This is a genomic window from Geoalkalibacter ferrihydriticus DSM 17813, assembly GCF_000820505.1.
Taxonomy (GTDB): domain Bacteria; phylum Desulfobacterota; class Desulfuromonadia; order Desulfuromonadales; family Geoalkalibacteraceae; genus Geoalkalibacter; species Geoalkalibacter ferrihydriticus.
Genome location: NZ_JWJD01000001.1, coordinates 813,673 through 838,848, shown reverse-complemented (window position 1 = coordinate 838,848; position 25,176 = coordinate 813,673). Strand labels below are relative to the sequence as shown.

The 25,176-nt window shown below is 61.7% G+C and carries 20 protein-coding genes and 1 pseudogene; 6 read left to right on the top strand and 15 right to left on the bottom strand.

Annotated features, from left to right (window positions below; genetic code table 11):
* Positions 1-246 precede the first annotated feature (246 nt).
* The 3 genes and pseudogenes from GFER_RS03980 (at position 247) to GFER_RS03970 (ending at position 6,601) form a co-directional block, all read left to right on the top strand.
* A pseudogene (locus GFER_RS03980) lies at positions 247-2,978 on the top strand (cation-transporting P-type ATPase).
* A 167-nt stretch (positions 2,979-3,145) separates the two neighbouring features.
* Entirely contained in the window at positions 3,146-3,883 is a 738-nt protein-coding gene (locus tag GFER_RS03975) for a DsbC family protein (RefSeq protein ID WP_052445937.1), read from the top strand.
* A gap of 342 nt (positions 3,884-4,225) precedes the next feature.
* Positions 4,226-6,601 (top strand): peptidase U32 family protein, encoded by a 2,376-nt coding sequence (locus GFER_RS03970; protein ID WP_040096254.1) that lies wholly within the window; start codon positions 4,226-4,228, stop codon positions 6,599-6,601.
* A gap of 194 nt (positions 6,602-6,795) precedes the next feature.
* On the opposite strand, the gene GFER_RS03965 is transcribed toward GFER_RS03970, so the two are convergent.
* Entirely contained in the window at positions 6,796-8,394 is a 1,599-nt protein-coding gene (locus GFER_RS03965) for a DUF445 family protein (protein ID WP_040096251.1), read from the bottom strand.
* Positions 8,395-8,593: 199 nt separating this feature from the next.
* Here GFER_RS03965 and GFER_RS03960 point away from each other — a divergent pair, with 199 nt between their 5' ends.
* Both GFER_RS03960 and GFER_RS03955 read left to right on the top strand, forming a co-directional pair.
* Entirely contained in the window at positions 8,594-9,139 is a 546-nt protein-coding gene (locus GFER_RS03960) for a GNAT family N-acetyltransferase (protein ID WP_052445936.1), read from the top strand.
* The gene (locus GFER_RS03955; RefSeq protein WP_040096248.1) at positions 9,099-10,235 is read left to right on the top strand and encodes a M20 family metallopeptidase; all 1,137 of its coding nucleotides are present in this window, start codon (positions 9,099-9,101) and stop codon (positions 10,233-10,235) included. The genes GFER_RS03960 and GFER_RS03955 overlap by 41 nt, the downstream gene beginning before the upstream one ends.
* A 68-nt stretch (positions 10,236-10,303) precedes the next feature.
* Here GFER_RS03955 and GFER_RS03950 read toward each other — a convergent pair whose 3' ends face one another.
* Complete coding sequence (locus GFER_RS03950) at positions 10,304-11,302, bottom strand: sugar phosphate nucleotidyltransferase (protein ID WP_040096246.1); 999 nt, start codon at positions 11,300-11,302, stop codon at positions 10,304-10,306.
* A 153-nt stretch (positions 11,303-11,455) separates the two neighbouring features.
* Between GFER_RS03950 and hslO the strand changes: the two genes are divergently transcribed.
* A complete protein-coding gene (gene hslO / locus GFER_RS03945; RefSeq protein WP_040096244.1) occupies positions 11,456-12,322 on the top strand; it encodes an Hsp33 family molecular chaperone HslO in 867 nt (288 codons plus the stop codon).
* A 29-nt stretch (positions 12,323-12,351) separates the two neighbouring features.
* Here the strand turns inward: hslO and GFER_RS03940 are convergent, their stop codons facing one another.
* The 13 genes from GFER_RS03940 to GFER_RS03880 all read right to left on the bottom strand — a co-directional run bounded on the left by GFER_RS03940 (position 12,352) and on the right by GFER_RS03880 (position 25,132).
* A complete protein-coding gene (locus GFER_RS03940) occupies positions 12,352-12,831 on the bottom strand; it encodes an OmpA family protein (RefSeq protein WP_040096242.1) in 480 nt (159 codons plus the stop codon).
* 309 nt (positions 12,832-13,140) lie between these two features.
* The gene (locus GFER_RS03935; protein WP_040096240.1) at positions 13,141-14,916 is read right to left on the bottom strand and encodes an ABC transporter ATP-binding protein; all 1,776 of its coding nucleotides are present in this window, start codon (positions 14,914-14,916) and stop codon (positions 13,141-13,143) included.
* 23 nt (positions 14,917-14,939) lie between these two features.
* On the bottom strand, positions 14,940-16,721 hold the full coding sequence (locus GFER_RS03930) for an ABC transporter ATP-binding protein (protein WP_052445935.1): 1,782 nt from the start codon (positions 16,719-16,721) through the stop codon (positions 14,940-14,942).
* The gene (locus tag GFER_RS03925; protein ID WP_040096238.1) at positions 16,718-17,290 is read right to left on the bottom strand and encodes a Gx transporter family protein; all 573 of its coding nucleotides are present in this window, start codon (positions 17,288-17,290) and stop codon (positions 16,718-16,720) included. The genes GFER_RS03930 and GFER_RS03925 overlap by 4 nt, the downstream gene beginning before the upstream one ends.
* Positions 17,271-17,663 carry a NusG domain II-containing protein gene (locus tag GFER_RS03920; protein WP_040096236.1) on the bottom strand — a complete coding sequence of 131 codons (393 nt, stop codon included), beginning with the start codon at positions 17,661-17,663 and terminating at the stop codon, positions 17,271-17,273. Before GFER_RS03920 ends, GFER_RS03925 begins: the two co-directional genes overlap by 20 nt.
* On the bottom strand, positions 17,660-18,652 hold the full coding sequence (locus GFER_RS03915) for an FAD:protein FMN transferase (RefSeq protein ID WP_052445934.1): 993 nt from the start codon (positions 18,650-18,652) through the stop codon (positions 17,660-17,662). Before GFER_RS03915 ends, GFER_RS03920 begins: the two co-directional genes overlap by 4 nt.
* Positions 18,653-18,656: 4 nt before the next feature.
* The gene (rimO, locus tag GFER_RS03910; protein ID WP_040096234.1) at positions 18,657-19,997 is read right to left on the bottom strand and encodes a 30S ribosomal protein S12 methylthiotransferase RimO; all 1,341 of its coding nucleotides are present in this window, start codon (positions 19,995-19,997) and stop codon (positions 18,657-18,659) included.
* A 71-nt stretch (positions 19,998-20,068) separates the two neighbouring features.
* Positions 20,069-20,554, bottom strand: a complete 486-nt coding sequence (locus GFER_RS03905) for a YajQ family cyclic di-GMP-binding protein (protein ID WP_040096232.1) — start codon at positions 20,552-20,554, stop codon at positions 20,069-20,071.
* Between the two features lie 77 nt (positions 20,555-20,631).
* Positions 20,632-21,420: a LolA family protein gene (locus tag GFER_RS03900; RefSeq protein ID WP_052445933.1), complete on the bottom strand. Its 789-nt coding sequence runs from the start codon at positions 21,418-21,420 to the stop codon at positions 20,632-20,634.
* A gap of 283 nt (positions 21,421-21,703) precedes the next feature.
* The gene (locus GFER_RS03895) at positions 21,704-22,195 is read right to left on the bottom strand and encodes a chemotaxis protein CheD (RefSeq protein WP_040096227.1); all 492 of its coding nucleotides are present in this window, start codon (positions 22,193-22,195) and stop codon (positions 21,704-21,706) included.
* A complete protein-coding gene (locus GFER_RS03890; RefSeq protein WP_040096224.1) occupies positions 22,192-22,812 on the bottom strand; it encodes a chemotaxis protein CheC in 621 nt (206 codons plus the stop codon). Before GFER_RS03890 ends, GFER_RS03895 begins: the two co-directional genes overlap by 4 nt.
* Entirely contained in the window at positions 22,809-24,674 is a 1,866-nt protein-coding gene (locus GFER_RS03885; RefSeq protein ID WP_052445932.1) for a chemotaxis protein CheA, read from the bottom strand. The genes GFER_RS03890 and GFER_RS03885 overlap by 4 nt, the downstream gene beginning before the upstream one ends.
* 89 nt (positions 24,675-24,763) lie before the next feature.
* Positions 24,764-25,132: a response regulator gene (locus GFER_RS03880; protein ID WP_040096221.1), complete on the bottom strand. Its 369-nt coding sequence runs from the start codon at positions 25,130-25,132 to the stop codon at positions 24,764-24,766.
* Positions 25,133-25,176 lie beyond the last annotated feature (44 nt).

Sequence of the window (25,176 nt, the reverse complement as noted above, 5' to 3'; positions counted from 1 at the left end):
CCTCACACCTTTTTAAATTGCCAGGGTCAGGGCGTCGGACCCGGGAGAATATCTATTCAGCCCAGGGTGTCTCGCGACATCCATGACGAAGGGGTTCGGTGCCCGGATCACTGGACAGGCGCGGCTTCTCAGGTAAAGTTGATAGCCCGAAAGGAAAAGAACAACTCGATAGAGCGAGTGAAATTTATGGGCCATCGCCTGTGAAAAAAACACCTCAGGCAGGCGCACGGATTTTCGAGGATGAGAATGGCGCAAAACAATCAACATCCGCATACAAATATCGCATGGCATGCACGCAGCCCTGATGAGGTTCTGCAGGAGCTGGAGGCCCAAAAAGCCGGGCTCAGTGCCGAAGAGGCGGCCAAGCGCCTGGAGAAGTACGGGCCCAACAGCCTTGCGCGCGGGAAAAAGGAAAGTGCCCTGTCACGCTTTCTGCGCCAATTTAAAAATATCCTGATCTATATCCTCGTCGCCGCGGCAGTGATTTCCGGGCTGCTGGGAGAATTCCTGGATATGTGGGTCATCTTCGCGGTGGTGCTGATCATCGGTGTGATTGGATTTATTCAGGAAGGCAAGGCGGCACAGGCTCTTGAATCCATTCGCGACATGCTCTCCCTGGATGCCCGGGTGCGGCGGGGGGGAAAGGTGGAGGTCATTCCCGCGGAAGAGGTGGTGCCGGGGGACATCGTCTTGCTCAAGGGCGGAGACAAGGTGCCGGCGGATCTGCGTCTGATCTTGGTCAAGGACGCGCAAATTCAGGAAGCGGCTCTGACGGGCGAATCTGAACCGGTCATGAAATCCACGAATGCGGTCGCCGAGGATTCGCCGACGGGTGATCGCGAGTGCATGGCCTATTCGAGCACCCTCGTGTCCAGCGGAAGCCTTGAGGGCGTGGTCGTCGCCACGGGACAGCAGTCGGAGATCGGACGGATCGGCCAGTTGGTTTCGGAAGTCGAGGAACTCACCACCCCCTTGATGCGTAAAGTCGAAAAATTCGGCCGCTGGCTCTCCGTGGCCATTCTGGGCCTGAGTGCTTCAGTTTTCGCTTTTGGCCTGGTGTTCAGGGATTATCAGGTCGGCGAGCTGCTTATGATCGCGGTGAGTATCGCCGTAGCAGCCATCCCCGAAGGCCTGCCTGCGGTCATGACCATTACCCTTGCCCTGGGAGTGCAAAGCATGGCCAGGCGCCATGCCATTATCCGCCGCCTGCCAGCCGTGGAAACGCTTGGTTCGGTCACCGTTATCTGTTCAGACAAAACCGGTACGCTGACGCGCAACGAGATGACCGTCAAACGCATCCTTATGGTTCAAAAAGCCTATGCGGTCGAAGGCACCGGCTACACACCCGAGGGAAAGATCCTGCACGATGACCAGGCGGTGGATCTTTCGCAAGCCCCCGATCTCAAGGAACTGGTGCGTGCCGGATTTCTCTGCAACGACGCCAAGCTGAAAAAGAATAAGGACGACGGACAGTGGCGCGTGCAGGGAGAGCCCACCGACGGTGGTGTTTATGTCCTCGGCCGCAAAACGGGATTGGAGCACGACGCTGCGGAAAAAGAATTTCCCCGCGTCGATGAGATTCCTTTCAGGTCGGAAAATCGTTATATGGCCACCCTGCACCACACCCCGGAAGAATCGTCGGTGATTTATCTCAAGGGAGCTCCTGAAAAAGTTCTGGAGCTCTGTGACAAGCAGCGCAGTGAAGAAAAGGATGACTCTCTCGACCAAGGGCTCTGGGAAAAAAAGATGGATGAGATCGCCAGTGAAGGGCACCGGGTGCTGGCCATTGCGGTCAAAAATATCGATGGGAAAAAAGCGGCCCTGGACCCAAAAGACACTGAAAGCGGATTCACGTTACTGGGCCTTCTGGGGCTGATCGATCCCCCGCGCGATGAGGCGATCAGAGCGATCGACAAGTGTCGCGAGGCGGGAATCCGGGTCAAAATGATCACCGGCGACCATGTCCTGACAGCGCGCAGCATAGGCGCCCAGATGGGAATTGGTGATGGGGAGCACTCCATTTCCGGTCGGGAAATCGAAAAAATGAGTGACGCAGAACTCCATGACCTGGTGGGGAAGACGGATATCTTCGCTCGCTCAAGCCCTGAGCACAAAATTCGCCTGGTCAAAGCTTTGCAGTCCCTCAAAGAAATCGTTGCAATGACCGGCGACGGCGTCAACGACGCACCAGCCCTGAAACGCGCCGACATCGGCATCGCCATGGGCATTAAAGGCTCCGAGGCGGCCAAGGACGCTTCGGAAATGGTCCTCACCGATGACAATTTCGCTTCCATCGAAAAAGCCGTCGAAGAAGGGCGGGCGGTCTACGACAATCTGCAGAAGACCATCCTTTTCATCCTGCCTGCCAGCGGCGCCCAGTCTTTTGCGGTGCTCGCCGCCGTGCTCTTCGCCTTCGCCCTCATGCCGGTGACGCCCCTGCAGATCCTGTGGGTCAATATGGTGGTCGCCGTCACCCTCGGCATGTCCCTGGCCTTCGAGCCGGCCGAAGCNGCCCTCCCCGGCGGCATGATGAGCCGATTCTCTCCCGACATCTGCTGTGGCGCATCTTTTTTGTCTCCCTGCTCATAGCCGGGTTGACTCTGTGGGCTTTCCTCGGCGCCCTCGACAACGGCATGTCGCCCGAAAGATCGCGTACCCTGGCCGTCAACGTGCTCATGGCGGGACAGTTTTTCTACCTGTTCAACAGCCGCTTTTTCTTTGATTCATCCTTTAACGTAAAGGGCTTTATCGGCAATGCCTATGCGCTGATCGCCGCCGGCGCTCTCATCGTGCTGCAACTGGCGCTGACCTATGCACCGCCCCTGCAGGTGTGGTTCGGTACTGAAGACATAGGCTTGGGCGAATGGGGACTGGTGATTGCCTCCGGGATCGTGGTATTTGTCCTGGTGGAAGTTGAAAAGGCGGTTATCCGCTACATAGACGCAAAAAAGCTCGCAAGTCAAAGTGACAGGGGTTGAGAAATGGCGGCGCGCAGCGGTCACACTTCAGCCTCTTTCCGGCCGCTCCCGTTCCAGCGAGGCAGGGTTCTTGGCGAAAATTGCGAAAGCTGGTATGCTTGCCCCTGATGTCGCGTTAACCTCGGTGGGCGTACAGCCCCAGACAATTCGCTCCAGGAGAGCCCTTCATGAAAAAACCAATGATTCCCCTGTTGATCCTGCTGTTGACCCTGATCACGCTGCAGAGTCCCGCGTTTGCTGCCAAGCAGGACGAAAGCGGCGTCTCCGGCGCCACGGCGACCCTCAAGATGACTTTTCCCCGCCTTGAATTTGATTCCGTCCACGCCACTCCCGTCGAAGGGGTTTACGAGGTGGTCAGCGGCGACCGTATCATTTATTTCGTGCCCCGCTCTCAACACCTGATCTACGGAGAAATCTGGGATGCCCAGGGCCAGAGCCTGACCCGCACGCGTCAAGCGCAGATGATGGCCGACCGCATCAAGGATCTGCCCCTTGAAAAAGCGCTGAAAATCGGCGACGGTAAAAATGTGGTCATCGAAATCACCGATCCCGACTGCCCGTTTTGCCGCAAGGCCAGCGAATTTCTCAGCGAACGAGACGACGTCACCCGCTACATCTACTTCTACCCCCTGACCCGCATTCACCCCGAAGCCGAGGCCAAGGTGCGCTACATCCTCTCCGCAAAAAATCCCGCGGAGGCCTACGAGGATGTCATGCGCGGTCGCTACGACGGCCGCGCCCTGCCGCAATTCGAGGATAACCGGCAGCTGGAAATTCACCAGGAAATCGTCACAAACCTGGGCGTACGCGGCACTCCCAAATTCTGGGTCAACGGCACCTATCTCTCCGGCGCCGATCTGCAGGCCATGGAGAAACTCATGAACGGATCAGGCCAAGGGCGCTGAACACCGGACTCACTGGACAGGCCTGGCCGGAAGGGTGATAACCACCCTTCCGGCTTTTTCGTTGCATTATCTTGATGCACTCGCAAAAACTCAGAGGATGGCTAAGCAAAAATTTCCTCCTACAAGGCCTGGTGGTTTTTCAGGGGCGAAGGCATACATCAGGTATGTCGAGGTCCTGAAAAAACGCCGTAACGCCGTAGGGCGGACTTTTTGCGACGCCATCNTGGTGGTTTTTCAGGGGCGAAGGCATACATCAGGTATGTCGAGGTCCTGAAAAAACGCCGTAACGCCGTAGGGCGGACTTTTTGCGACGCCATCTACCTTGACTTCGTGCAGGAACTCATGAATCAATCCGTCAAACCCGAACTCCTCGCCCCGGCCGGCAGTCTCGAAGCTTTCTTCGCCGCCATGGAAAACGGCGCCGATGCCGTCTATTGCGGCCTGCGCGATTTCTCGGCGCGCGCTAAAGCGAAAAACTTCACACCCGCCGATCTGGAGCGCATGCTTAACTACGCTCATGCCCGCGAGCGCCGCATCTACGTCACCCTCAACACCCTGGTCAAAGAGCGCGAACTGCCGCAGCTGGTGGAGACCCTTGCAACCCTCGAAGCCCTGCGCATCGATGGGGTGATTCTTCAGGATCTGGCAGTTTGGCGCCTGGCACGCCGGCATTTCCCCGGCCTGGAGCTGCACGCCTCAACGCAGATGACGGTACACAATGCCGCCGGCGTGCGGCAGCTTGAACGCATGGGGTTTACCCGTGGCGTGCTGGCGCGCGAGCTGTCCCTGGCGGAAATCACCGCAATCCGCAAGAAGACGCACCTTGAGTTGGAGCATTTCATTCACGGCGCGCTGTGCTTCAGTTTTTCCGGCCAATGTTACTTCTCCTCCTGGCTCGGCGGCAAAAGCGGCAATCGCGGCCGTTGCGCCCAGCCCTGCCGGCGCCGCTATCGTTACCACCAGCAGGAAGGTTATTTTTTTTCACCCAACGACCTCTCGGCTATCGATCTGCTCCCCGAGCTGGCTGCGGCCGGGGTTTGCAGCTTCAAGATCGAAGGTCGGATGAAAAGCGCCGAGTACGTGGCCTCGGTGGTCGGGGCCTACCGGCAGGTGCTCGATGCACCTCCCGCACAGCGCAAGGCCGCTTTGAGCACGGCCAAAGATCGCCTTAAGCTCTCCTTTGGCCGCCTGCCGACGCGCGGCTTTCTCACCGGCCCCAATCCCACCGATATCGCAGCGCCCTCCGTGAAAGGGTCCACCGGCCGCTTTCTCGGCGAGATCAGTGCGGTGCGCGGCGGCGACATCAGCTTCAAAACCCGCGACCGGCTGCATGTGGGAGATCGCCTGCGCGTGCAACCCAAAACCGACCAGGCCGGCACCGCATTTACCGTTAAAACCCTGCAACTGGGGCACAAGGCCGCCAAAGTGGCTTCGCCGGACACCCTGGTCACCGTGCCGAGCCCCTTTGCCAATCGCTTCCGCAAGGGCGACGCGGTGTTCAAAGTCTCATCCGATCAAGCCTTCACCCTGAGCGATGCGGCCTGCCGGCGCCGCCTGGAAGCGGCTGCACCGCGTGCCGAGACCATCACCCTGGCGGTGAGTCTCAGGGATGATCAGCTGCACCTGCGCGCCCAATGGCACAGCCTGGTTGTGGAACGCACCTTCGCCGTTACCACCTACGCCGCCGAAAACAATCCCCTGTCCCTGGATATTCTGCGCGAGGTCTTCAGCCGCAGCGGCGATGCCGCCCTGATCCTTGGCGAGCTTACCGCCGAAACCCTGCCGCCGGTGGTCATTCCACCCAAACGCCTCAAGGAAATCCGCCGCGCCTTTTACCAGGAGCTGGCTCAGGCAATTTCCGGCGGCCGCAGCGCACCGCGCCGCGAGCATCAGCGCGCGGCCATGGAGGCGCTCCTGCCCGCCGACGCGCCAAGGCCCGAGGCAACAGCTCAGCTCAGCGTGCTGGTCGGCGACCCGCGGGACGCGCACCTGCTCAACGACCCGTCCATCGCGCGACTGCTGATCCCCCTCACACCGCGCCTGGCGCGCCATGTGGCGCTGAGCGCACGTAAGCTGCGCAATCGCAAAGACAAGATCATCTGGGATCTCCCCTTCATCCTCTTTGAAGAGGATTGGCAGATAGTCAAACAGGCCGTCGAAATTCTCGTCGAAGCCGGATTCCGCGCCTTTCGCCTCAACAACCTCGGTCACTTTGAACTCTTTGATGGACTTGAGGAGCCGCAACTGAGCAGCGGCTTTCGCCTCTTCTCCCTCAACTCCCAAGCGCTGCTGGCCTGGCGCGAACTCGGCATCAGCGAAGCCGGCCTCTACCTTGAGGACGACCGCGACAACCTCGGCGAACTTCTCGCGCGCGATGTCGGGATTCCCCTGACCCTTACGGTCCACGCCCAGGTCCCCCTGATCACCTCGCGCATCCGCATCAAGGGCGCACGCTCGGATCGCTCCCTGGTTTCGGACCGTGGCGAGAAGTACAGCGTGGATGATCGCAGCGGCCTGACGGTACTCACTTCGGATACCGATTTTTCGCTCATCGGCCACCTGCGGGAGCTGCAAAACCTCGGCGCCGAGCGCTTCCTGGTGGAACTTGACCAGTGCGGTGCCTTTTCCGAGCGCGGCAAGCAGGTGCTGGCCGCCGCCAAGGATGACCGGCCCCTGGCGGGAACCTCCAAGTTCAATTATGAAATGGGCATGGAATAAAGTGGATTGTTAGCCGGCGGCAATTCCCAATCGCACCGCAGGACGTGGCGGTTGAGTGCCGCGGCAAATGTCTGAGCCGCAGGCGGATTTTTGCCGCCAGCGATGCCGCCGCGGCGTGCGGTGCATGCTGAACAGTGACGAGGGCGAGAGCTTCCCCCTGAGGCGGGGGATCGCGGGGGGAGCGGCTTGCGGGCCTAGCGAAAACCCAGAATCAGCAGATTGGCCAGACCAATGAAAAAGCCCAGCAGGGCACCGAAAAGATTGATGTACTTGAACTGCTCCTTCATGATGCCCATGAGCAGCCCTTCGACCTTGAGCAGATCCAGGGAATTGACCTTCTCCTCCACCATGCGCTGCACATTGAGGGTTTCCACCAGGGGCGGCACCTCCTTTTTCAGCAACTCACCCAACTGACGGCACAAGCCCTCATTGAGTTCTTCGCGCACATCGGCCGGCACCCGCGCCGAGAGCCGCCCGAGGGATTTGCGAAACAACCATTCCTCAAGCCTTTCCTCCAGCACTTTGGACAGCACCTCGCGCGCCGCCGGCGAGCGCAGCGCCGCCAGGATGCGCTCGCAGAGTTCCTCGCGACCGCGCTCAAGCCCCCCTTCCGGCAAGGTCTTATCCAGCAGCGAGGCAAAGCTGCGATCCTTGAGCCGGTCGATGCCGCGCTCGGTGAGATTCAGCGCGGCATCGCAAGCACGGCGGCTCTGCACGTACTCGACCGCCTTGCCGCGCACGAAACGACGCACCCCGGCGACTTTTTCGTAGGGCACTTTTTCCAGATAGCTCGCCAGGGAGCGATCCAGCAGCGCATCAATGCGCTCGCGCAGCATCTGCGCTACCTGCGCCTGGGTCTTCTCCTCCTTGAGCCAGCGCGCAATTTCGTCGCCGGCCTTATCCAGGAATTCCGGAATTCGCTCGTAGAGCTTGTCCAGATTGATGAAACCGCTCAGAAGACCCGACAGCCCCCCCAGGGAATCAAGAAAGCCTTCGATAGCCTGGCGACCTTTGATGACCAGGCGCGCACGAAAGTCGGGGTCGTAGAGCATGCCGCCGAACTTTTCCAGCAAGGGCGGCACCTCTTTCTCCGCCTGCGCCAGCAGAACCTCAATGAGATCGGCCGGCAGCAACTCGCGCAGGGTGCGCTCCGAACCGACCCACTCATCGGTTTTGGCGTCGATGAACTGCTCCACGGCCCGCGCCACGCCCGGTGAGTGGAGAAATCCGCTGATACGATCATCCAGATGTCCCCGCAGGCGCGTGTAACGCTCGGGAGTGAGAAAGCTCTCCAGGTCGCGGGCCAGCCACTCGTTGCCCTTGCGCCGCACGAAATCCCGCAGTCTGGTCTCGAATGCATCACTGTCGAGATAGGCGAACACCGCCTTGACCAGCTTCCAACGCAGCAGCTCGACCAGTTCGCGGAAACGTCCGCGAAAATCTGCGGGCACCAGTTGTGCGAGGGGCCCCAGCTCACGGTCGAGAAAGCGTCCGAGTTTGTCGGCCACCGCGCCCTTGATTTCACGGCGAAAGCTGTCTTTTTCCAGCGCCCGCCCCACATCCTCGGCGGTCAGAAGATGGCTGCCGACCATTTCGCCCATGCGCGCGGCCAGTTCATGGCGCTTGCCGGGGATGATCCCGGGCGTCATGGGGATACGCACGCCCAGCACGCGCCAGGCGCGCAGCGGTCGAAACAGCATGCGAATGGCGACATAGTTGGTCACATAACCGATAATTGCACCCAGCAAGGGGGGCAGAAAATAGGGCAGGTAAGATTCAAAACCACTGGTCATCGGAAAAAAATCCTCAAGGGACGGGTCGCAGAAAAAAGGTGCGGCATCATAGCGCCCTTGCCCATGGAGCGCAAGACCGGGAAGATTCTGGATTATCTGCTAGAATTGTACCCATTCAGCTGCAACGTCCGACGCACCCTGCGGTGCCTGCTGAACGGTTACAAATGTTAAAAAAGTCGCTGCGGAAAGGAAAGGCCTCATGCCCGAAGAACAGGATCTGCCCAAGGAAAAACGTCTACGCATCCGCGAGATGAACATCGACGATTTTTCCACTGTCTTTCATTTGGGCGAAGACATTTTTACCGCCGAATATTCTCCCAGCCTCTATCGCACCTGGGACGAATATGAAATCACCACCCTGTTCAACAGCGACAGCGAGCTGTGCCTGGTCGCGGAAGCCGAAGGTCAAATCGTCGGCTTTGCCTTGGGAACCACCGTGGAAAAGCATCACTCCGCCTGGAAATACGGCTATCTGGTGTGGCTCGGCGTTCGTCCCTTCATGCAGAAGCTGCGTATCGGCGCGCGCCTGTTTCGCGAAATCAAGCGCCGCATGCGTGAACAGGGCGTGCGCATGATCATCATCGATACCGATGCCGAAAACGAGGCAGCCATTCGCTTTTTCACCAAGCAGGGCTTCAACAACATCCAAAAGCACGTCTACATGACCCTTAACTTAGGGCGTAAACGGAAAGGGAAAAAGCGCGATGCCGCAGCAGAACCTGGAAAAAATCTGGAAAGCCGTTGACGCCGAGCGCCTGCGCCGCCTGCTGGTCGAGATGGTCGACATCTACTCGCCCTCAGGCAAGGAGGAGGACATCCAGCTCTACCTTGAGGAGCACCTGCACGGCGCCGGCTTTGCCATCCGCCGCCAGGAGGTGGATGAAGACCGCTATAATCTTGTGGTGCCCCTGGGCTGGCAGGAACCGCGCCTGTATCTGGTCGGCCATGTCGACACCATCGGCGCCTGGGATCTGGAGGATTACGGCGCACGCGATGCGGACGGGCTGATTCACGGCCTGGGCAGCGCCGACATGAAAGGCGGTTGCGCCGCAATGGTCGAGGCCTTTCTGGCCCTGGCGGAGGTGCTGCCGCCCGATCAGCGCCCCCCTGTGGGACTGCTGCTGGTGGTGGGCGAAGAAGAAAACGGCGACGGCAGCGCGGCCTTCCTCGAAAGCTTCCACCCGCCCTGGGTCGTGATCGGCGAGCCCACCGGCATGATGCCCTGCTTCGCCCATTACGGCTACCTGGAAGCCGGGTTCGTCACCCGCGGGCGGCGCACCCACTCATCCCTGCCCGAACTCGGGCACAACGCGGTGGAATCCATGCTGCGCGTCCTGCTGCACCTGGGGCGCGACCCTTTGTTCGAGCGCGGCAATTCGGACATCGCCTATTCCATTCGCGAACTGACCTCGTCGCGCGCCGGCTTCGTCGTGCCCGACCGCTGCGAGGCCTGGATCGATCTGCACCTGCCGCCGCAGGGCGATCCCGCCGAGGTGGAAGCCGCCCTGCGCGACCGCGCGGAAACCGCCGGCCGACTCATCCCCGACCTCGACCTCGAATTGGAGTTCAACTTCGCCGCGCGCGGTTATAACCTGGAACCGGACAATCCCCTCGCCCGCGCCCTCGCCGACATCTATCCAAGCCTCGGTCTCAAGGGCGGCTTTGACGCATTCCGCTCCCACTCGGACGGAAACCTGTTTTTCGAAGCCGGCGTCAAGCCCCTGATTCTCGGCCCCGGAGCCCTCGAAGTCGCCCATACCCCCGACGAGCACACCCCCTTTGCCCAGGTGCTGGCGGCCGCGAAGGTTTATGCGGCCCTGTGCATGATGGCATCCGTGTAGGGGCGCACAGCCGTGCGCCCCGGGCCGGAACGACGCATGCCTTGCACAGGGCGACGCATGCGTCGCCCCTACGACATCTCGACCAGGGAGTGATCGCCGATATTCATGCGCCGCGCAGCGCCGATCAGACGTGCCGATTCACCGATGATGGAGCCATCGAGAATCATCGAGCGCACCTCGCTGTCGGCATTGATGATGCTGTCGCGCACGATGCTGTCGGCGATCACGCTGCCGGCGGCGACGCTGACATTGGGACCGAGGATGGCATTTTGTACCACCGCCCCCTTTTCGATGTGCACCGGATCAATAAGCACCGAATCGCGCACTTCCCCATGGGCGTGGTGACGGCCGGCCAGAAGATAACGGTTGGTCTCCAGCAGGGTTTCGGGTTTGCCGCAATCAAGCCAGGCGTCAATGGTCGGGGCCTTGAGCTTGAGGCCGGCGCGGATCATGTTCATGAACACCGCCGGCAGGTAATACTCGCCTTTGACGGTTTCACCGGCCTGAATGGTGCGCTCAAGAAAATCCATGAAGCCGCGCCCGTCCTTGAGATAGTAAAGTCCCACCTGCGCCAGGCGCGAGATCGGAGTGTCGGGTTTTTCCACCATATCGACGATAAAGCCCGCCTCGTCGACCACATTGACGCCGAAGCGCTGATAATCCTCGACCTCCTTGGAATAGATGAGACCATCGCAGTCGGAGCAGAGTTGCGCAATGCGGTCGAGATCGGCAACGAAAATGGTATCGTTGAACACGACCAGCACGTCGTCGCCGGAATTGATGCGCGGCGCGGCAAGGGACACGGCGTGGGCGGGGCCGAGGCGCTCCTTCTGCAGGGTAGCCCAGCAGTTGAGCTGAGGAAAGGTCTCGGCCATGAAGTCCATGACTTGGGGGCCGTTGTCCTCATCGTTGATAAAGATGTATTCTTCGGCGTTGAGCGGCGCCAGACGTGAAACGATGTGTTCAAGCACCGTCTTGCCGGCCACATGCACCAGGGATTTGGCCTTGGTGTTGGTGTGAGGGCGCAGGCGCGTGCCTTTGCCGGCGGTGGGCAAAACAATCTTCATGACTGCAATCCTCCTTTGGGTCTTGCCACAAGTAGAAGAAATCCGCTAATCTTCGCCCTCAGGCGTGGATCAACGATTCTGTCAGGATACCACAAGCAGGCGCCAAGGCAAGCCCGCGCCCGGCCATAACTCACGTCATTTCGAGGAGTTGTAATGAAAGATCAGCTCATACGCGTTCTCACGCGCGACGGCAGCCTGCGCGGCCTGGCGGCGGTCACCACCAGCCTGGCGGAAGAAAGCCGGCGGCGGCAAAATGCCGACCCCACGGCAGCGCTCGCGCTGGGACGCCTGGTGACCGGCGCCGCCCTCATGGGCGGATTGCTCAAGGGCGACCAGCGCCTCAACCTGACAATCGAGGGCAACGGTCCGCTGATGCGCATGAGCGCCGAGACCGATGCCCAGGGCCGGGTGCGCGCCACCGTTAAAAATCCTCACCCGAACCTGCCCCTCAAGGATGGCCGTCTCGACGTCGTGGGCGCGGTGGGCAAGGCCGGCTTTCTCCATGTCACCAAAGATCTGGGCCTGCGCGAGCCCTACCGCGGCACCGTGCACCTGGTGAGCAGCGAGATCGGCGAAGACCTCGCCTATTACCTCACAACCTCTGAGCAAGTACCCTCGGCGGTGTCCCTCGGCGCCTATGTGGAAACCGACGGCAGCGTGGGCGCGGCAGGCGGCTTCATCATCCAGGCGATGCCGGGGGGCGACGAGTCACGCATCGCTCTGCTCGAAGAACGCCTGCGCAATATGCCGGCAGTGACCAGCCTGCTCAGGGAGGGCCTGGATGCGAATGCCATTCTCGAGCGCTTACTGATCGACATTCCCTTCGATGTCAAGCAAACCAGCGATCTCATCTTTCGCTGCACCTGCAATCGCCGCCAGGTCGGCAGGATGCTGGCCGGGCTCGACACGCAAGAGGTTGACGAACTGGTGGAAGAAAAAGAGCCGATCCAGGTCACCTGCGAATTCTGCAAGGAAGTCTACACCTTCACTCCCGACGAAATCCGCGCCATCCGGCCGTAGAGAGACTCTGGCGCGCCCTGCGCAACGCCTTAGGACCTCCCCCCCGACAAGGGGGGATCGAGGGAGAGCACCTCCAGCGGCGCACCCGCGCCCGCCTCAATCTGCCAGTCGAGTTGTCCGGGCGCCACTCCGCGGCGCAGCAGATAGCGTTTCAGGAGTTCAGCGCGCCCCTCGGCCAGGCGCTGGTCATATTCCTCGCCGAACTCGGTTTCGGCCCGCACTTTCAGAGCCCAGCGATTTCCCGGATAATCAACAAGAAACCTTGCCAGGGGATCGAGCAGACCCACCCCTCCGGGTAAGGGCAACACCGCTCCGGACGAGAACAGCACCTCACCGGGATAGCGGATGCCGATCTCATCGGTGTCCAGGAGTTCGGCACCGGGCAGGGCCGCCAGAGCCGACGTCAGCGCCGCGGGCGAGGCGGCCGGCGGCGCAACCACGGGTGCGTCCGGCAGCGGCGCCGCACAAGCGGTGAGCAGGCTGAGCAATAAGATGAGGATTGGTTTCATGGGGCCACCACTTTCAAGAAAAAAAGAAACTGCGGGACGTCAGGGGCAATTTTACCCCGTGAAGTCCTCCCTGTCCCTCAAAATCCTTGTTTCATCGTAACTGCTCAGCATGCACCGCAGGACCCGGCGGCATCGCGTGCGGCAAAAACTCACCTGCGGCTCAAACATTTGCCGCAGCGCTCAACCGCCGCATCCTGCGGTACTGTNCGGCGGCATCGCGTGCGGCAAAAACTCACCTGCGGCTCAAACATTTGCCGCAGCGCTCAACCGCCGCATCCTGCGGTACTGTGGGACGTGGCAGCTGAATCGTTACGTTTCATAGTTATTCTCCAAGGCCTGCAATCGCCACAACCTGGCATACAGCCCCCCGGCCCTTAGCAATTCGCGGTGCGTGCCATCTTCGACAACGCGGCCGCGGCGCAGCACGACGATGCGTTCGGCATGCACGATGGAGCGCAGACGGTGAGCGATGAGCAGCGCGCCGCGCCCCTGGCGCGCGGCATCCATGCCGGCGCGCACCTGTTCTTCGGTTTCAGCGTCCAGGCGGCTGGTGGCCTCGTCGAGAATCAACCATTGCGGATCGGGCACCAGGGCGCGCGCCAGGCACAGAAGTTGCCGCTCCCCGGCGGAGAGGTTGCGGCCACGCTCACTGATGTGAGCCTCAAGCCCTCCCAGGCGCGCCACCACCTCAGCGGCCCCGGTGCGGTCCAGAATCTCATTCAATTCGGTGGCGCTGCGGCGACGCTCGCCGTCGAGGTTGTCATGGACGCTGCCGTCGAACAGAAAAGGCTCTTGGGAGATCCAGCCGATACGACGACGCACCTCGGCCGGATCCATTGCGGCCAGATCCTGGTCGTCGAGCAGAATGCGCCCCGCCGTCGGCTCATAAAAGCGCAACAACAGGCGGGCGAGAGTGGTCTTGCCGCTGCCCGTGTCGCCGACCAGGGCCAGAGTTTCGCCGGGACGCAGCGCCAGGTCGATGCCGCGCAGCACTGGGGCCTGATCATCGTAGGCAAAGCTGAGGTTTTCCAAGCGAATCGCGCCCGCACCTTTGCGAGGGACCTCAACTCCTGAGGGCTCGGGAGCGCGGTCGAGCAGATCGAAGGTGCGCTCCAGGGAGGCGTTGCTCGACTGGATGACGGAATATTTCGCCGAAAGATCGCGCAAGGGGGCAAAAAATTTCTGTACGTATTCGATAAAGGCCACCAACACGCCGAAGCTCGTCACCCCGGCGATCACCTCGCCGCCGCCCTTCCACAGAATGGCAGCGATGGCCACCGCGCCCAGGGCCTCGACCCCGGCATAGAGGCAGGCATCCCAGTTGATGACGCGCAGCGAGGCGCGCTGATAACCATCCTGTAACTGGTCGAATTCCTTGAGGGTGCGCTCTTCCTGCACGAACAGGCGCACCTCGTCGGTTCCGGCGATGCGCTCGGCGACAAAGCCGTTGATCCCGGCCAGACGCGAACGGACCTGACGATTGGCGTGGCGTATGTAATGGCGAAACAACAGGCCGAGAATCAGCAGGAACGGGATCACCGCAAAAGCGACCAGGGAGAGACTGGGATTGATCCACAGCATGATGACGACGATGGCGGCCAGGGTCAGCAGATCGCCCAGGGCCGAAACCACTCCGGCGCCGAAAAGCTCGCCGACGTTTTCCACATCGGAGGTCAGGCGCGTCACCAGCCGTCCCGAGGGCTGATGATCGAAAAAAGACACCGGCAGGCGCAGCAGCCGCGCGAAACCCTCGCGACGCAGATCGGCCATGATGCGCTGACCGACCCACTGCACGGCATAGGCCTGCGCATAGGTGAGCAGGCTCTCGGCGGCCAGGGCGAGCAGAAACAGCAGAGCGATTAGCCAGAGTCCTGCGATGTTGCCGGGAAGGATGTACTCGTCGATGGCCACCATCAGCAGATAAGGCTGAATCAACTTGGCCGCAGCCACCGCCGGCAGCAGCACCAGCGCCGCCAGGGCGGCGCCGCGATAGGCGAGCAGATAGCCGACAAACCGGCGCAGCAGCGCCCAGTCCAAATGGCGTCCGGTGATTTCGTCGCTGTCGTGGTGATGTCCGTGGGGCATGAAAGGCCGTCAGTTGTTGGTGGTCAGTTGTTGGTGGTCAGTTGTTCGTGGTCAGTTGTTCGCGGCGTGTCGTGGGTGGTTTCAAGATCCGCCTGCAATTGTTCGCGGTGATAGAGGCGGGCGTAGAGACCCCCAGCCTTAAGCAATTCGTCGTGGGTGCCTTGCTGCGCGATGCGCCCGCCGGCGAGGACGAGGATGAGGTCTGCACCGGCAAGCAGCGATACCCTTCCGGACACCAGGAACACCGTACGGCCGCGCAGCAGGGGACGCAGCTCGTCCCACAGGGCACGGGCGGTCGATGCGTCGAGATGACTGAAGGGATCATCCAGCAACCAGAGTCCCGCGTCGCGTGCCAGGGCGCGACCGATGGTGACGCGCTGGCGCTGACCGCCGGACAGGCTCATGCCGCCCTCGCCCACCCGAGTGGCAAAGCCCTGCGGGAAATCCGCAACCTCGCCCGCAAGTTGCACACGCTCGGCAAGCCGGCTCAGCTGCTCCGCGTCGGCCTGGGGCGCGGCGTACAGCAGGTTTTCCTGCAAGGTTCCGGAAAACAGCCGACCTTCCTGGGGCACCGCCGCCACACGCAGACGGTGGGCGCGGTCATCGAGATCGGTCAAATCCTGCCCGTCCATGAAAACCGTGCCGGGCGGCGGCGGATAGAGCCCAGCCAGCAGCCGCAGCAAAGTGGTCTTGCCGGATCCGGCCGGGCCGGTGAGACCAACCAGGGCACCAGTGGGTACCTCCAGGGACAGATCAGAGAGGACGGGCTTATCCGCATAGGCGAAGCTCAGTCCACGCAAGGACACCTGCGGCGCGGGAGCCTCGCTATCCGGCACTGCCGGGGCCGGCGGCACCACAGGCAGGGCCAGCAACAATTGCAGCCGCTCCATGCTCGCCGAGGCGCGCTGCAGCAGGGTCAACACCCAGCCGAGGAGCAGTGTCGGCCAGGCCAGTTGCACCAGATACGCGTTGAAGGCGACAAACTCCCCCAGGGACAGGGTTCCCGCCGCCACCTGCCGGCCGCCGAAATAAAGCACCAGCAGTGTTCCCAGCGGCCCCACCAGGGTCATGACCGGCATCACCAGAGCGCGCAATCGCGCCAGCACCAGGTTGCGGCGCAAATACTCGTCGTTGATCTCGGCGAAGCGCGCCTCGCGTCCCGCACCCAACCCATAGGCACGGATCACCGCCTGGCCGCTCACGCCCTCCTCCACGGCCTCGCTGAGCCGTCCCATGCCCTCCTGCACCTGCGCGGAATGATAGAGCAGATGGCGGCTGAGCCATTTGACTGCAAGCAGCATCAGCGGATAGGGCAACACCGCGATCAGAGTCAGGGTCGGCGAAAGCACCAGCATTACAGCCAGGGTCAGCAGATAAACCGTTGCCGCATTAACGATGGTCAAGAGGCCGAATCCGGCGAACATGCGCACGTTGGCCAGATCACCGGTAAAGCGCGCGAGCAGATCACCGGTGCGGTGGCGATCGAAAAAAAATCCATCCTGGTGCAGCAGCCGCGCCAGCAGATCGCGGCGCAGATCGATTTCCAGGCGCCGCGCGCTGTGCAGATAATACAGACGCGAGGCGATACGCGTGGCACAGCGCACCAGGGCGGCCAGGGCCAACACCGCAACCGCCGTGAACAGCGCAGCGGAGTTGCCTCCCTCGACGGCCTCGATACCGATCTTGAGCATCCAGGGAATGACCATGGCCAACAGGGTGGTCGCCACCAGCCACAGAGAACCGAGCAACAGAGCCCTGCGGTAGGGAATGAGATAGGGCCGCAGTGCGGCGGCGAATTGCGTCATGGCGGCGCCTCCGGTGCTTCCCCCGCAGGGGAAAAGGCGCGATGGCCGCGCACCACGTCAATCAACGCCGCGGCGGCAAAGCCGTTGATCAGCCCGGTCAGCAGGGAAAACAGCAGAAAAAAAGGCAGCAACAGCCACAGGCCGTCATGACGCACCAGCAGCAGCCAGGCGACCAAAATCTGGCCGAGGGCGTGGCCCACCGCCCCCAGGGCCGAAGCGCCCACCGGGCCGAGGCGCCCACCGGCCAGGGCCCGCGCGCCGGTCATCAAAGCCGTCGCCGCAACCGCCCCGGCGAGGGACAAAAAGAAACCCGGTGCAAACAGATTGCCCAGGACCAGCGAACCGACCACCACCCGGGTCAGGCTGACCGTCCAGGCGGCGCGGCCGTCAAACAGAAACAGAGCACAAAGCGTCAGGATGTTGGCGAAACCGAAACGAAACCAGGGAGCTGGAGCCGGCAGGAGAAATTCCAGAGTGTGCAACGCCACCGCCAGGGCGGTGAACAGGGCGAGAAACACCCGGCGGCGGCAGCGCGCCAGTTCGTCCGGATCAATGGCTGAGGAGGTCATAGGTCGAAGTTCCTTCTTCGCCGTTGCCCTCGATATGCACGATCAGGCGGTTGGGAACGCAGGCGATGAGCGCGCCGCGACGAAAGACCCCGCCCATGCCGATACACACTTTGTGCGGACAGGGGGAATCGAGAATGCGCGCCTGGCCGTCGGCGATTTCCAGCAGGGTATCGCCCAGAGGACCGGGCAGACTCACGCGGCGCGCCTCACTGAGAGGCGCGCTGAACAGCAGGCGCCCATCGCGCTCGACCTGAACCCAGGCCCCGGCCGGGCGCTGCCCGAGCAGGCCGAAAGAGGCGCCCACCGCCACCAGCAGAAGCACCGTGATGATCCTGTCGAGACCGGTCATGCGCCGCCACAAACGCGCCATCATCGCTGCAGCTCCGCCATGCCCGCGGTGGCGTGTACCTGGCCGTCGGCGTCCACGACCAGTGCCTCGGCTTGGGGAAAAGCGGCAAGAAATTCCAGCCCCTGGCGCGGGCCAAGGACAAAAACCGCGGTCGCCAAGGCATCGGCGAGCATGGCGCTGTCGGCGACCAGAGTGACGCTCTGCGTGGCGGTTGACGGAAAACCGGTGCGCGGATCAAAAATATGATGGTAGCGCTGCCCATCCTTCTCGAAAAACCGCTCGTAGTCGCCGGAGGTAACCACCGCCCGGTCGCTGACGTCCAGAATGGTGAGGATCTCCTCGGCATCTCGCGGATGGCGGATGCCGATGCGCCAGGGCCGCTCGCCACGCCGCCCGAGCAGACGCAGATCGCCGCCGGCATTGATGGAGGCATCAGCAATACCAGCCTGCTCAAGCACTGAGGCGGCGCGATCAACGGCGTAACCCTTGGCGATGCCGCCGAGATCCACCGCTAGCGTGGGATGCGCCTTGTACACCCGCGTGCCCTCAAGGCGCAGCGCCTGCGGGCCGATACCCTCCAGCGCCGCAGCCAGCTCCTCGCTCCGGGGAACGCGTGGGTTTTGCGCTTCCAGATCCCAGAGTTCCTTAAGCCGCGCCAGGGTAAGATCAAAGGCCCCATCACTGCGGCGCGCGATATCCAGGCCAAGGGCCAGGACCGCGGCGGTTTCGGGGGCCACTTCAAGGCCTTCCGCGGCGCGGCTCAGACGCGCCACGTCGCTGTCCGGCACATGGGGGCTCATGAGCGCCTCGATGCGCGCCATTTCCGCAAAAGCTGCCTGCACGGCCTCGCGCGCCAAACCCTCGGCATCCTCCCACACGCTGATTTCCACCACCGTGCCCAGCAGGATGCGGCTTTGGCGCAGCTCCTGCGGCGGCCCGCCGCCACGCAGAAAAAACACCAGAGCCGCCGCAACCGCCAGCAGAACCAGGATAAAAGGGCGATTCAGGGGCAAGACGTCAATCCTCGACGATTTCGCCGATCAGATCGTACTCGGACGAATCGGTGATACGCAGAGAAACGATCCGGCCGATATCGGCCTGCCCGGCGGTGATGTAAACCTGGCCGTCGACATCGGGGGCCTGGCGTACCGAGCGGCCGCGCAACAGCAACTCGGTCTCCTCGCTCACGCCCTCGACCAGCACCGGCTCGACGCGCCCCACCAGGGCGCGGTTTTTACGAAAGGAAAGACGCGCCTGGGCCTTCATCAGCTGCTTGTACCGCTCGCTCTTGACCCGCTCGCTGAGCTGCTCGGGCAGGGTGGCGGCCGCCGTGCCTTCCTCGCGCGAATAACGAAACACGCCGAGGCGATCGAAATGGCTTTCCTCGACAAAGCGCAGCAGCTTGCCAAACTGCTCCGGGGTTTCGCCGGGAAAACCGACAATGAACGAGGTGCGCAGGGTCAGTTCGGGAATGCGCGCGCGCAGCCGGGCGATAAGCTCGCGCACCTGTGCCTCGCCCACTCGCCGGTTCATGGCGCCGAGCAGCTGATCGTCGATATGCTGGAGAGGAATATCGAGATAGTTGCAGATTTTCTCCTCAGAGGCGATCAGCTCGATCAACTCATCGCTGACCCCGTCGGGATAGGCATAGAGCAGACGCAACCAGCGCAAACCCTCGATCTTGACCAGACGCCGCAGCAATTCGGGCAGATTGGCGCCGTCATCGCGATCGGCGCCGTAGGCGGTGATGTCCTGGGCGATAAGATTGATTTCAACCACCCCTTGCCCGACCATGCGCTCGGCCTCGGCAACCACCGAATCCATGGCACGCGAACGCAGAGTGCCGCGCAGCTTGGGGATGATGCAGTAAGAGCAGTGATTGGCGCAACCATCGGCGATTTTGATGTAGGTACTGTAAAAGGGTGAAGACTGCACCCGCGGCGTGGTGTGATCGTAGAGAAAATCGGGTTGTCCCACCGCCTGGCGCACATGGCCGCCACCGAGTTTCTCGTCGAGCAGCCCCACCAGACGCGCCGCGTCGCCGGTGCCGAGAAACAGATCGACCTCGGGCAACTCCTTGTCCAACTCGTCGCGGTAGCGCTGCGGCAGGCAGCCGGTGACCACCAGCAACCGGCAGCGACCGGTCTTTTTGTAATCGGCCACTTCGAGAATGGTGTCGACGGACTCTTCTTGCGCATCCTGAATAAATGAGCAGGTGTTGACGATGATGATGTCGGCAGCCGCCTCGTCGGTGACGATCTCATAGCGTTCCGGCGGCAGGTGACCAAGCATGACCTCGGCATCCACCAGATTTTTCGGGCAGCCGAGGCTGACCAGACTGACTTTGTGTTTGTTCAAGACGGATTTCCTTGGAAAATCGAACGAAAGGGTGAAGGGTTTGGGCCTGAATCCTACGCCTGGCCTAATCCTTAAGAACGCATGTTGATATACTGCAATTCGACATCGAGATCAGCGCCCTTGAGGGCCTGGATGACCTCCTGGAGATCGTCGATCTTCTTGCCCGTGACGCGCACCTGATCCTCCATGATCTGCGCCTGGACCTTGAGCTTCGTGTCCTTGATGAGTTTGACGATATCCTTGCCCTTCTCCTTGGGAATCCCCTGCACGATGGCGATACGCTGGCGTACCGCCATGTTGGAGGCGGGCTCCTTCTTGCCGAAATCCAGGCACTTAGGCGACAATCCGCGACGCACCAGCTTGCCCTTGAGAATATCGATGATCGCTTGCAGCTTGTAGTCGTCGGCAGCAACGATCAGGATGGCATCCTTTTCCAGCGTTACTTCATTCTGGCTGCCCTTGAAATCGAAGCGCTGCTCTATCTCTTTAACCGCCTGGTTGACGGCGTTGTCCACTTCCTGCATATCGACTTTGGATACAACGTCAAAACTAGGCATGAAAATCCTCCGTGGATGTAGGGGCGACGCATGCGTCGCCCTGGGCGAGGCGGTGCCTCGCCCCTACAAGAAAACCATTAAAACCCCGGCATGCCGCTGGGGCGCACCACCTCCACGTCCGCCGGGCGGATGAAGTGGAAGAGGCTGTCGGACAGACCGCGGTTGACGCGGATGGCGCTGAACTCAATGACGGTTGAATTGCCGTTGGGATCGGTCACCGTCGATGAAAGGATAGGGAAGACCGTGCTTTGCGCACCGCGCAGTTCGGGACGCAGGTTATTGTCGTACTGCAGCACGGCATTTTTATCGACAACAATCAGCAGGCGCGCGATGAGCTGTGAGGTGCGGCGCGGTTGCAACTCAAGCACGTAGTTGCCGGCCGCATCGCGGTTGGGCGCCGCCCAGCGGATGGAGAAATCGCGCGACAGGTTGCCCAGGCCGGTGAGAAAGGTCACCGGATTGTCGGGTTGCTCGCGCAGGGCGAACTCGATATCCGACTCAATCACCTGATTGTTCTCCGGCAGATAGACCCACAGGGTGCGGCCATCGGACACAATCTCCTGCTCGGTGGGCTGACGATATTCCCAGCGGAATTTGGACTGGGGCACGCGCTCTCCCAAGGTGCGATCAAATTTGAACCACACCTGCCCGCGCCCGCGCTGTGCGCGATCGAGGGAAACAATGCGCGACTCCTGAAAGAATTCGGCCTCGAAATCAGCAATCCCGGTATCGAGGCCGCCCGGCTTGAAAGGCGACTCCAGGGCCTGAATCACATCGGCCAGACCGACCTCGGCCTGGCGCGGCGCGGCACCGGCGGTCAGGGGCCAGAGCAGGCACAGAAGAACGAAAAAACCCAGCTTGCGCATAAGCAATTACTCCTTGTTTGAAAAATGCTTTTGATTTTAAAACGAATTGCTGTGCAAAGACGAGCTTTTTTTGTTGGGAAGAGTGAGGAACAGGCAGGTTTCACGGTTGCATTCCGGTTCGCCGCCGCGGCCGGAAAATTTCAAAGAATCCGGTAACTATTCAGCTGCAATCCCCAATCGCGCCGCAGGCCGTGGCGGTTGAGTGCCGTGGTTGAATGTTTGAGCCGCAGGCGAGTTTTCACCGCAAGCGATGCCGCCGCAGTCTGCAACGCATGCTGAACAGTTACAGAATCCGTAGTTTGTTTTCTCCGCGCACCGACTTGACGCGCACCTCGCCGGTCGCCAGCACCAATTCGGCGGTTCGACCAAAATTGCCGCCGACATCTTCCGCCACCAGGGGAATGCCGAGCGCGGCAAGCAATGCGCGAGCGGTCTGCGCATTGCGCTCGCCGATGAGATCACCGCCGGGCGTCACGAGGTTTTCAAACATATTGGCGCCCCCCACCAGCTTGGCCTGCAAGCGGTCGCGGCCGGCGCCCAGGGCAAGAAGCTCGGACACCAGGCTGTGAACGGCGGTCGCCACGAACTTGCCGGGGCGCGTCTCGCTGCGCCCGGGACGCGGGGTGGGTAGCAGAGTATGCGCCATGCCCCCGCAGCAGGTCAGCGGATCGTAGAGGGTAATGCTCAGGCAGGAGCCCAGACCGTAGGTCACCAGGGTTGCCGGCGCGCGGGCCACATACATTTCGGAAATTCCCACGCGCTGGCGTTCACTCATGAAACTTCTCCCAAACTACGCAGCAGGATCTCCAGGGAGTCAGGATCGGGCAGCAGAAAAAAATGGCCTTTGAGCAGCCGGCCTTCATTCTTGAGACTGTGGAATTCGGTTTCCAGCATCAACGCCGCATCTCCTTCGCGCCCGAGATCGATGAGGATGTGATCGACGACGGCCCCCGCCATATCACAGGCCAGCGCCGGCACCGAGGGCAGCAGGGACAGCCCGAGCATTCCGCCCAGGGCCGAGAGATAGGCCGAAGCCAGAATATTGCCGACCTCTTTGAGGGCGGAGACGGCCAGGGCGTCAAGGGAATCAGCCGCCTCGCGCGGTCCGAGCAGTCCTTCGAGCAATTGCAGGGCGCTGACACAGGGAAAGACCAGCAGAATGCTGCCCTGGGCATCGCCGTGCATGCGCAGGCTGACCCCCGCCACCACCCGCTCGGAGCCGCCTAACACCTCCGGCACCTGGGACAGATCCGTAACACTGACGCGCGGCACCTTGAGCATGATCGTCTCGCGCAGCAACCGCGAAAGGGCATCGGCGGCATGGCCCATGCCGATATTGCTGATTTCCTTGAGGGCGTCGCGCTGCCCGCTGGTCAACTGGTCAAAAGTCATAAGGAAACTCCCACCGGGCTCTCGTTCGGCGAAGGCTGCTCTTGCAGCAACAGTTGCGGGTCGATAATAAACAGCAGTCGCCCGTCACCGAGGATGCTGGCGCCCGTAACACCGGTCATCCGGTTGAGGGGAAAAGCCAGCGCCTTGACGAAGACCTGACGCTGGCCGGCCAGCCCGTCGACCACCAACCCGATGCGCCGACCGTGCACCTCGGCCACCACGACCGGCAGGGTTTTGCCGGGAGTTCCCGCCGGGCGGTGCAGAATTTTGCGCAGCGAGAGCAGCGGCAGCATCTCATCGTCAAGACGCGTCACCAGTCTGCGCCCGCTTGATTGAATCTGTGCGCGCGTCAGGTTGAGCAGACGCACCACCCGGGTCAGGGGAATCCCCAAGCTGCAGCCGTCGCATTCTACCAGAAGAACCTGGATAATGGCCACCGACAAGGGCAGACGAAGGGCCATGCGGGTACCGGCTCCCAAGCGCGACGAAATTTCCAGACTGCCGCCGAGCGTCTCCACTTTATTTTTCACCACATCCATTCCCACCCCGCGCCCGGAGATGGACGTCACCGCCGCCGCGGTGGAAAAGCCTGGACGGCAGACCAGTTGCAAAGCATCGGCATCACGCAAGGCGCGCGCCTGAGAAGCGCTCAGCAGCCCGGCGCTCACCGCCTTGTTGCGCAGGGCTTCGGGATCCATGCCGCGACCATCGTCGATGACTTCGATGAGTGCCATGTCTTTCTCGCGGGCAGCCCGCACCTCGACCCGTCCGCTCTTTTCAATGCCGTGATCGACGGCGTTGCGCAGCATATGCATGAGCGGATCGGTCAGTTCCTCAAGAATCGCCCGATCCAGCTCAAGGTCATCGCCGCTGATGGAAAACGCAACATCTTTGCCGTTCTTACGCGCCAGGTCACGCACCAGGCGCGGCAGGTGGCCGGTAATACTACCCAGAGGCATCATGCGCACCTTGAGCACATGGTGGTGCAGATCGGTCACCAGGCGTGCCATGCCGTCGATGCCGTTACCCAGATCCTGCCAATCGCGGCCGCGATGCGCCGCCTGCAAGCGGTGCCGACCGGTAATCATTTCTCCGGCCAGATTGATGAACTGATCGAGCAGCTCGGTGCGCACCCGCACCGTGCGGCCCTGCTCCTCCTGCCGTTGAGCAGGGGGGCGTGCCTGCGGCCGGGGCCGCTGTACCCGCAGAAGGGCAAAATCACCCAAGCGGCCCAGCAATTCTTCGAGTTCCGGGCCTTCATGCCTGCTGCGCAGTTGCAATTTCAGGGCAGAGCCACCCCGTCCGCCGCGCAGTGCCTCGGCATCGGGGGTACTGGATGCAATTCGTCCCAATCCCGCAATGCGGTTGTAAATCAGCAGGAGCCGCGCGGCCGGGGCCGCCGTGCCGGGCGCCAGCTCGAGATGAATCAGCCAATCACGCAGGGGCACCTCTTCGGCCGTTGAGGGGGTGGGCAGGATCGCGACCGGCGGCGGCTCGTCGGACCTGCTATTCCCTTTAAGAAAAGCGCTGATGTCGCGCTCCGGACGTTGGGCTTCCAGATCCGCGACCAGCCCTTCGAGAAGATCCACTCCAGCCAGCAGCCGATCGACGCCATCGGCCGGCAGTCGCCCGACTTGACGCAAAGAGTCGAGCATATCCTCCAGGACGTGAGAGAGTTCCGCGGTGCGCTCAAAACCCATGGCCGCCGCCATGCCCTTGACCGAGTGGGCTTCGCGGAACAGCGCATCAATGCTCTCAGGATCTTCGCCGTTTTTCTCCAGAGCCACCAGCAACCGCCCCATGGCGGACAGATGCTCGCGAGCTTCGGAAAAAAACAGGGTTCGGTAGCGGGACATATCCATGGGCTTCACCAGGGTCAGACACTCAAACGCTTTTCATCCGAGACAGGAACTCAGCAGGAAAGGTTCCGGGCTCTTCAGCAAAACAGCAATTATCCGCCCATCGCGACCCGCGCGACCACCTCCAGCACCTGGGCATCCTTAAATGGCTTGACGATAAAATCGCGCGCGCCGCCCTGAACCGCCTCCATAACCAATGCGTCCTGGCCGAGGGCACTGCAAATGACCACGCGCGCGGCAGGATCTTCGGCCATGATTTCGCGCAAGGCCTGGATGCCGGTCTTATCGGGCATGACGATATCCATCATGACCAGATCGGGACGCAGATCACGATAGCTCTGCACCGCCGCGGCGCCGTCCCCCGCCTCGCCGACCACCTGATGACCGCCACCTTCGAGAACCCCGCGCAGCAGGTTGCGCATGAACAAAGCATCATCGACAATCAAAATTTTCAAGGACATCCTTACTCTCCTTCAATCAATATTGATTCGTTGCGGGCCGCCGC

Excerpts from the sequence above, each read along its gene's own strand:
- GFER_RS03975 (WP_052445937.1), top strand. The coding sequence starts at position 3,146 with ATGAAAAAACCAATGATTCCCCTGTTGATCCTGCTGTTGACCCTGATC.
- GFER_RS03970 (WP_040096254.1), top strand. The coding sequence starts at position 4,226 with ATGAATCAATCCGTCAAACCCGAACTCCTCGCCCCGGCCGGCAGTCTC.
- GFER_RS03965 (WP_040096251.1), bottom strand. The coding sequence starts at position 8,394 with ATGACCAGTGGTTTTGAATCTTACCTGCCCTATTTTCTGCCCCCCTTG.
- GFER_RS03960 (WP_052445936.1), top strand. The coding sequence starts at position 8,594 with ATGCCCGAAGAACAGGATCTGCCCAAGGAAAAACGTCTACGCATCCGC.
- GFER_RS03955 (WP_040096248.1), top strand. The coding sequence starts at position 9,099 with ATGCCGCAGCAGAACCTGGAAAAAATCTGGAAAGCCGTTGACGCCGAG.
- GFER_RS03950 (WP_040096246.1), bottom strand. The coding sequence starts at position 11,302 with ATGAAGATTGTTTTGCCCACCGCCGGCAAAGGCACGCGCCTGCGCCCT.
- hslO (WP_040096244.1), top strand. The coding sequence starts at position 11,456 with ATGAAAGATCAGCTCATACGCGTTCTCACGCGCGACGGCAGCCTGCGC.
- GFER_RS03940 (WP_040096242.1), bottom strand. The coding sequence starts at position 12,831 with ATGAAACCAATCCTCATCTTATTGCTCAGCCTGCTCACCGCTTGTGCG.
- GFER_RS03935 (WP_040096240.1), bottom strand. The coding sequence starts at position 14,916 with ATGCCCCACGGACATCACCACGACAGCGACGAAATCACCGGACGCCAT.
- GFER_RS03930 (WP_052445935.1), bottom strand. The coding sequence starts at position 16,721 with ATGACGCAATTCGCCGCCGCACTGCGGCCCTATCTCATTCCCTACCGC.
- GFER_RS03925 (WP_040096238.1), bottom strand. The coding sequence starts at position 17,290 with ATGACCTCCTCAGCCATTGATCCGGACGAACTGGCGCGCTGCCGCCGC.
- GFER_RS03920 (WP_040096236.1), bottom strand. The coding sequence starts at position 17,663 with ATGATGGCGCGTTTGTGGCGGCGCATGACCGGTCTCGACAGGATCATC.
- GFER_RS03905 (WP_040096232.1), bottom strand. The coding sequence starts at position 20,554 with ATGCCTAGTTTTGACGTTGTATCCAAAGTCGATATGCAGGAAGTGGAC.
- GFER_RS03900 (WP_052445933.1), bottom strand. The coding sequence starts at position 21,420 with ATGCGCAAGCTGGGTTTTTTCGTTCTTCTGTGCCTGCTCTGGCCCCTG.
- GFER_RS03895 (WP_040096227.1), bottom strand. The coding sequence starts at position 22,195 with ATGAGTGAACGCCAGCGCGTGGGAATTTCCGAAATGTATGTGGCCCGC.
- GFER_RS03890 (WP_040096224.1), bottom strand. The coding sequence starts at position 22,812 with ATGACTTTTGACCAGTTGACCAGCGGGCAGCGCGACGCCCTCAAGGAA.
- GFER_RS03885 (WP_052445932.1), bottom strand. The coding sequence starts at position 24,674 with ATGGATATGTCCCGCTACCGAACCCTGTTTTTTTCCGAAGCTCGCGAG.
- GFER_RS03880 (WP_040096221.1), bottom strand. The coding sequence starts at position 25,132 with ATGTCCTTGAAAATTTTGATTGTCGATGATGCTTTGTTCATGCGCAAC.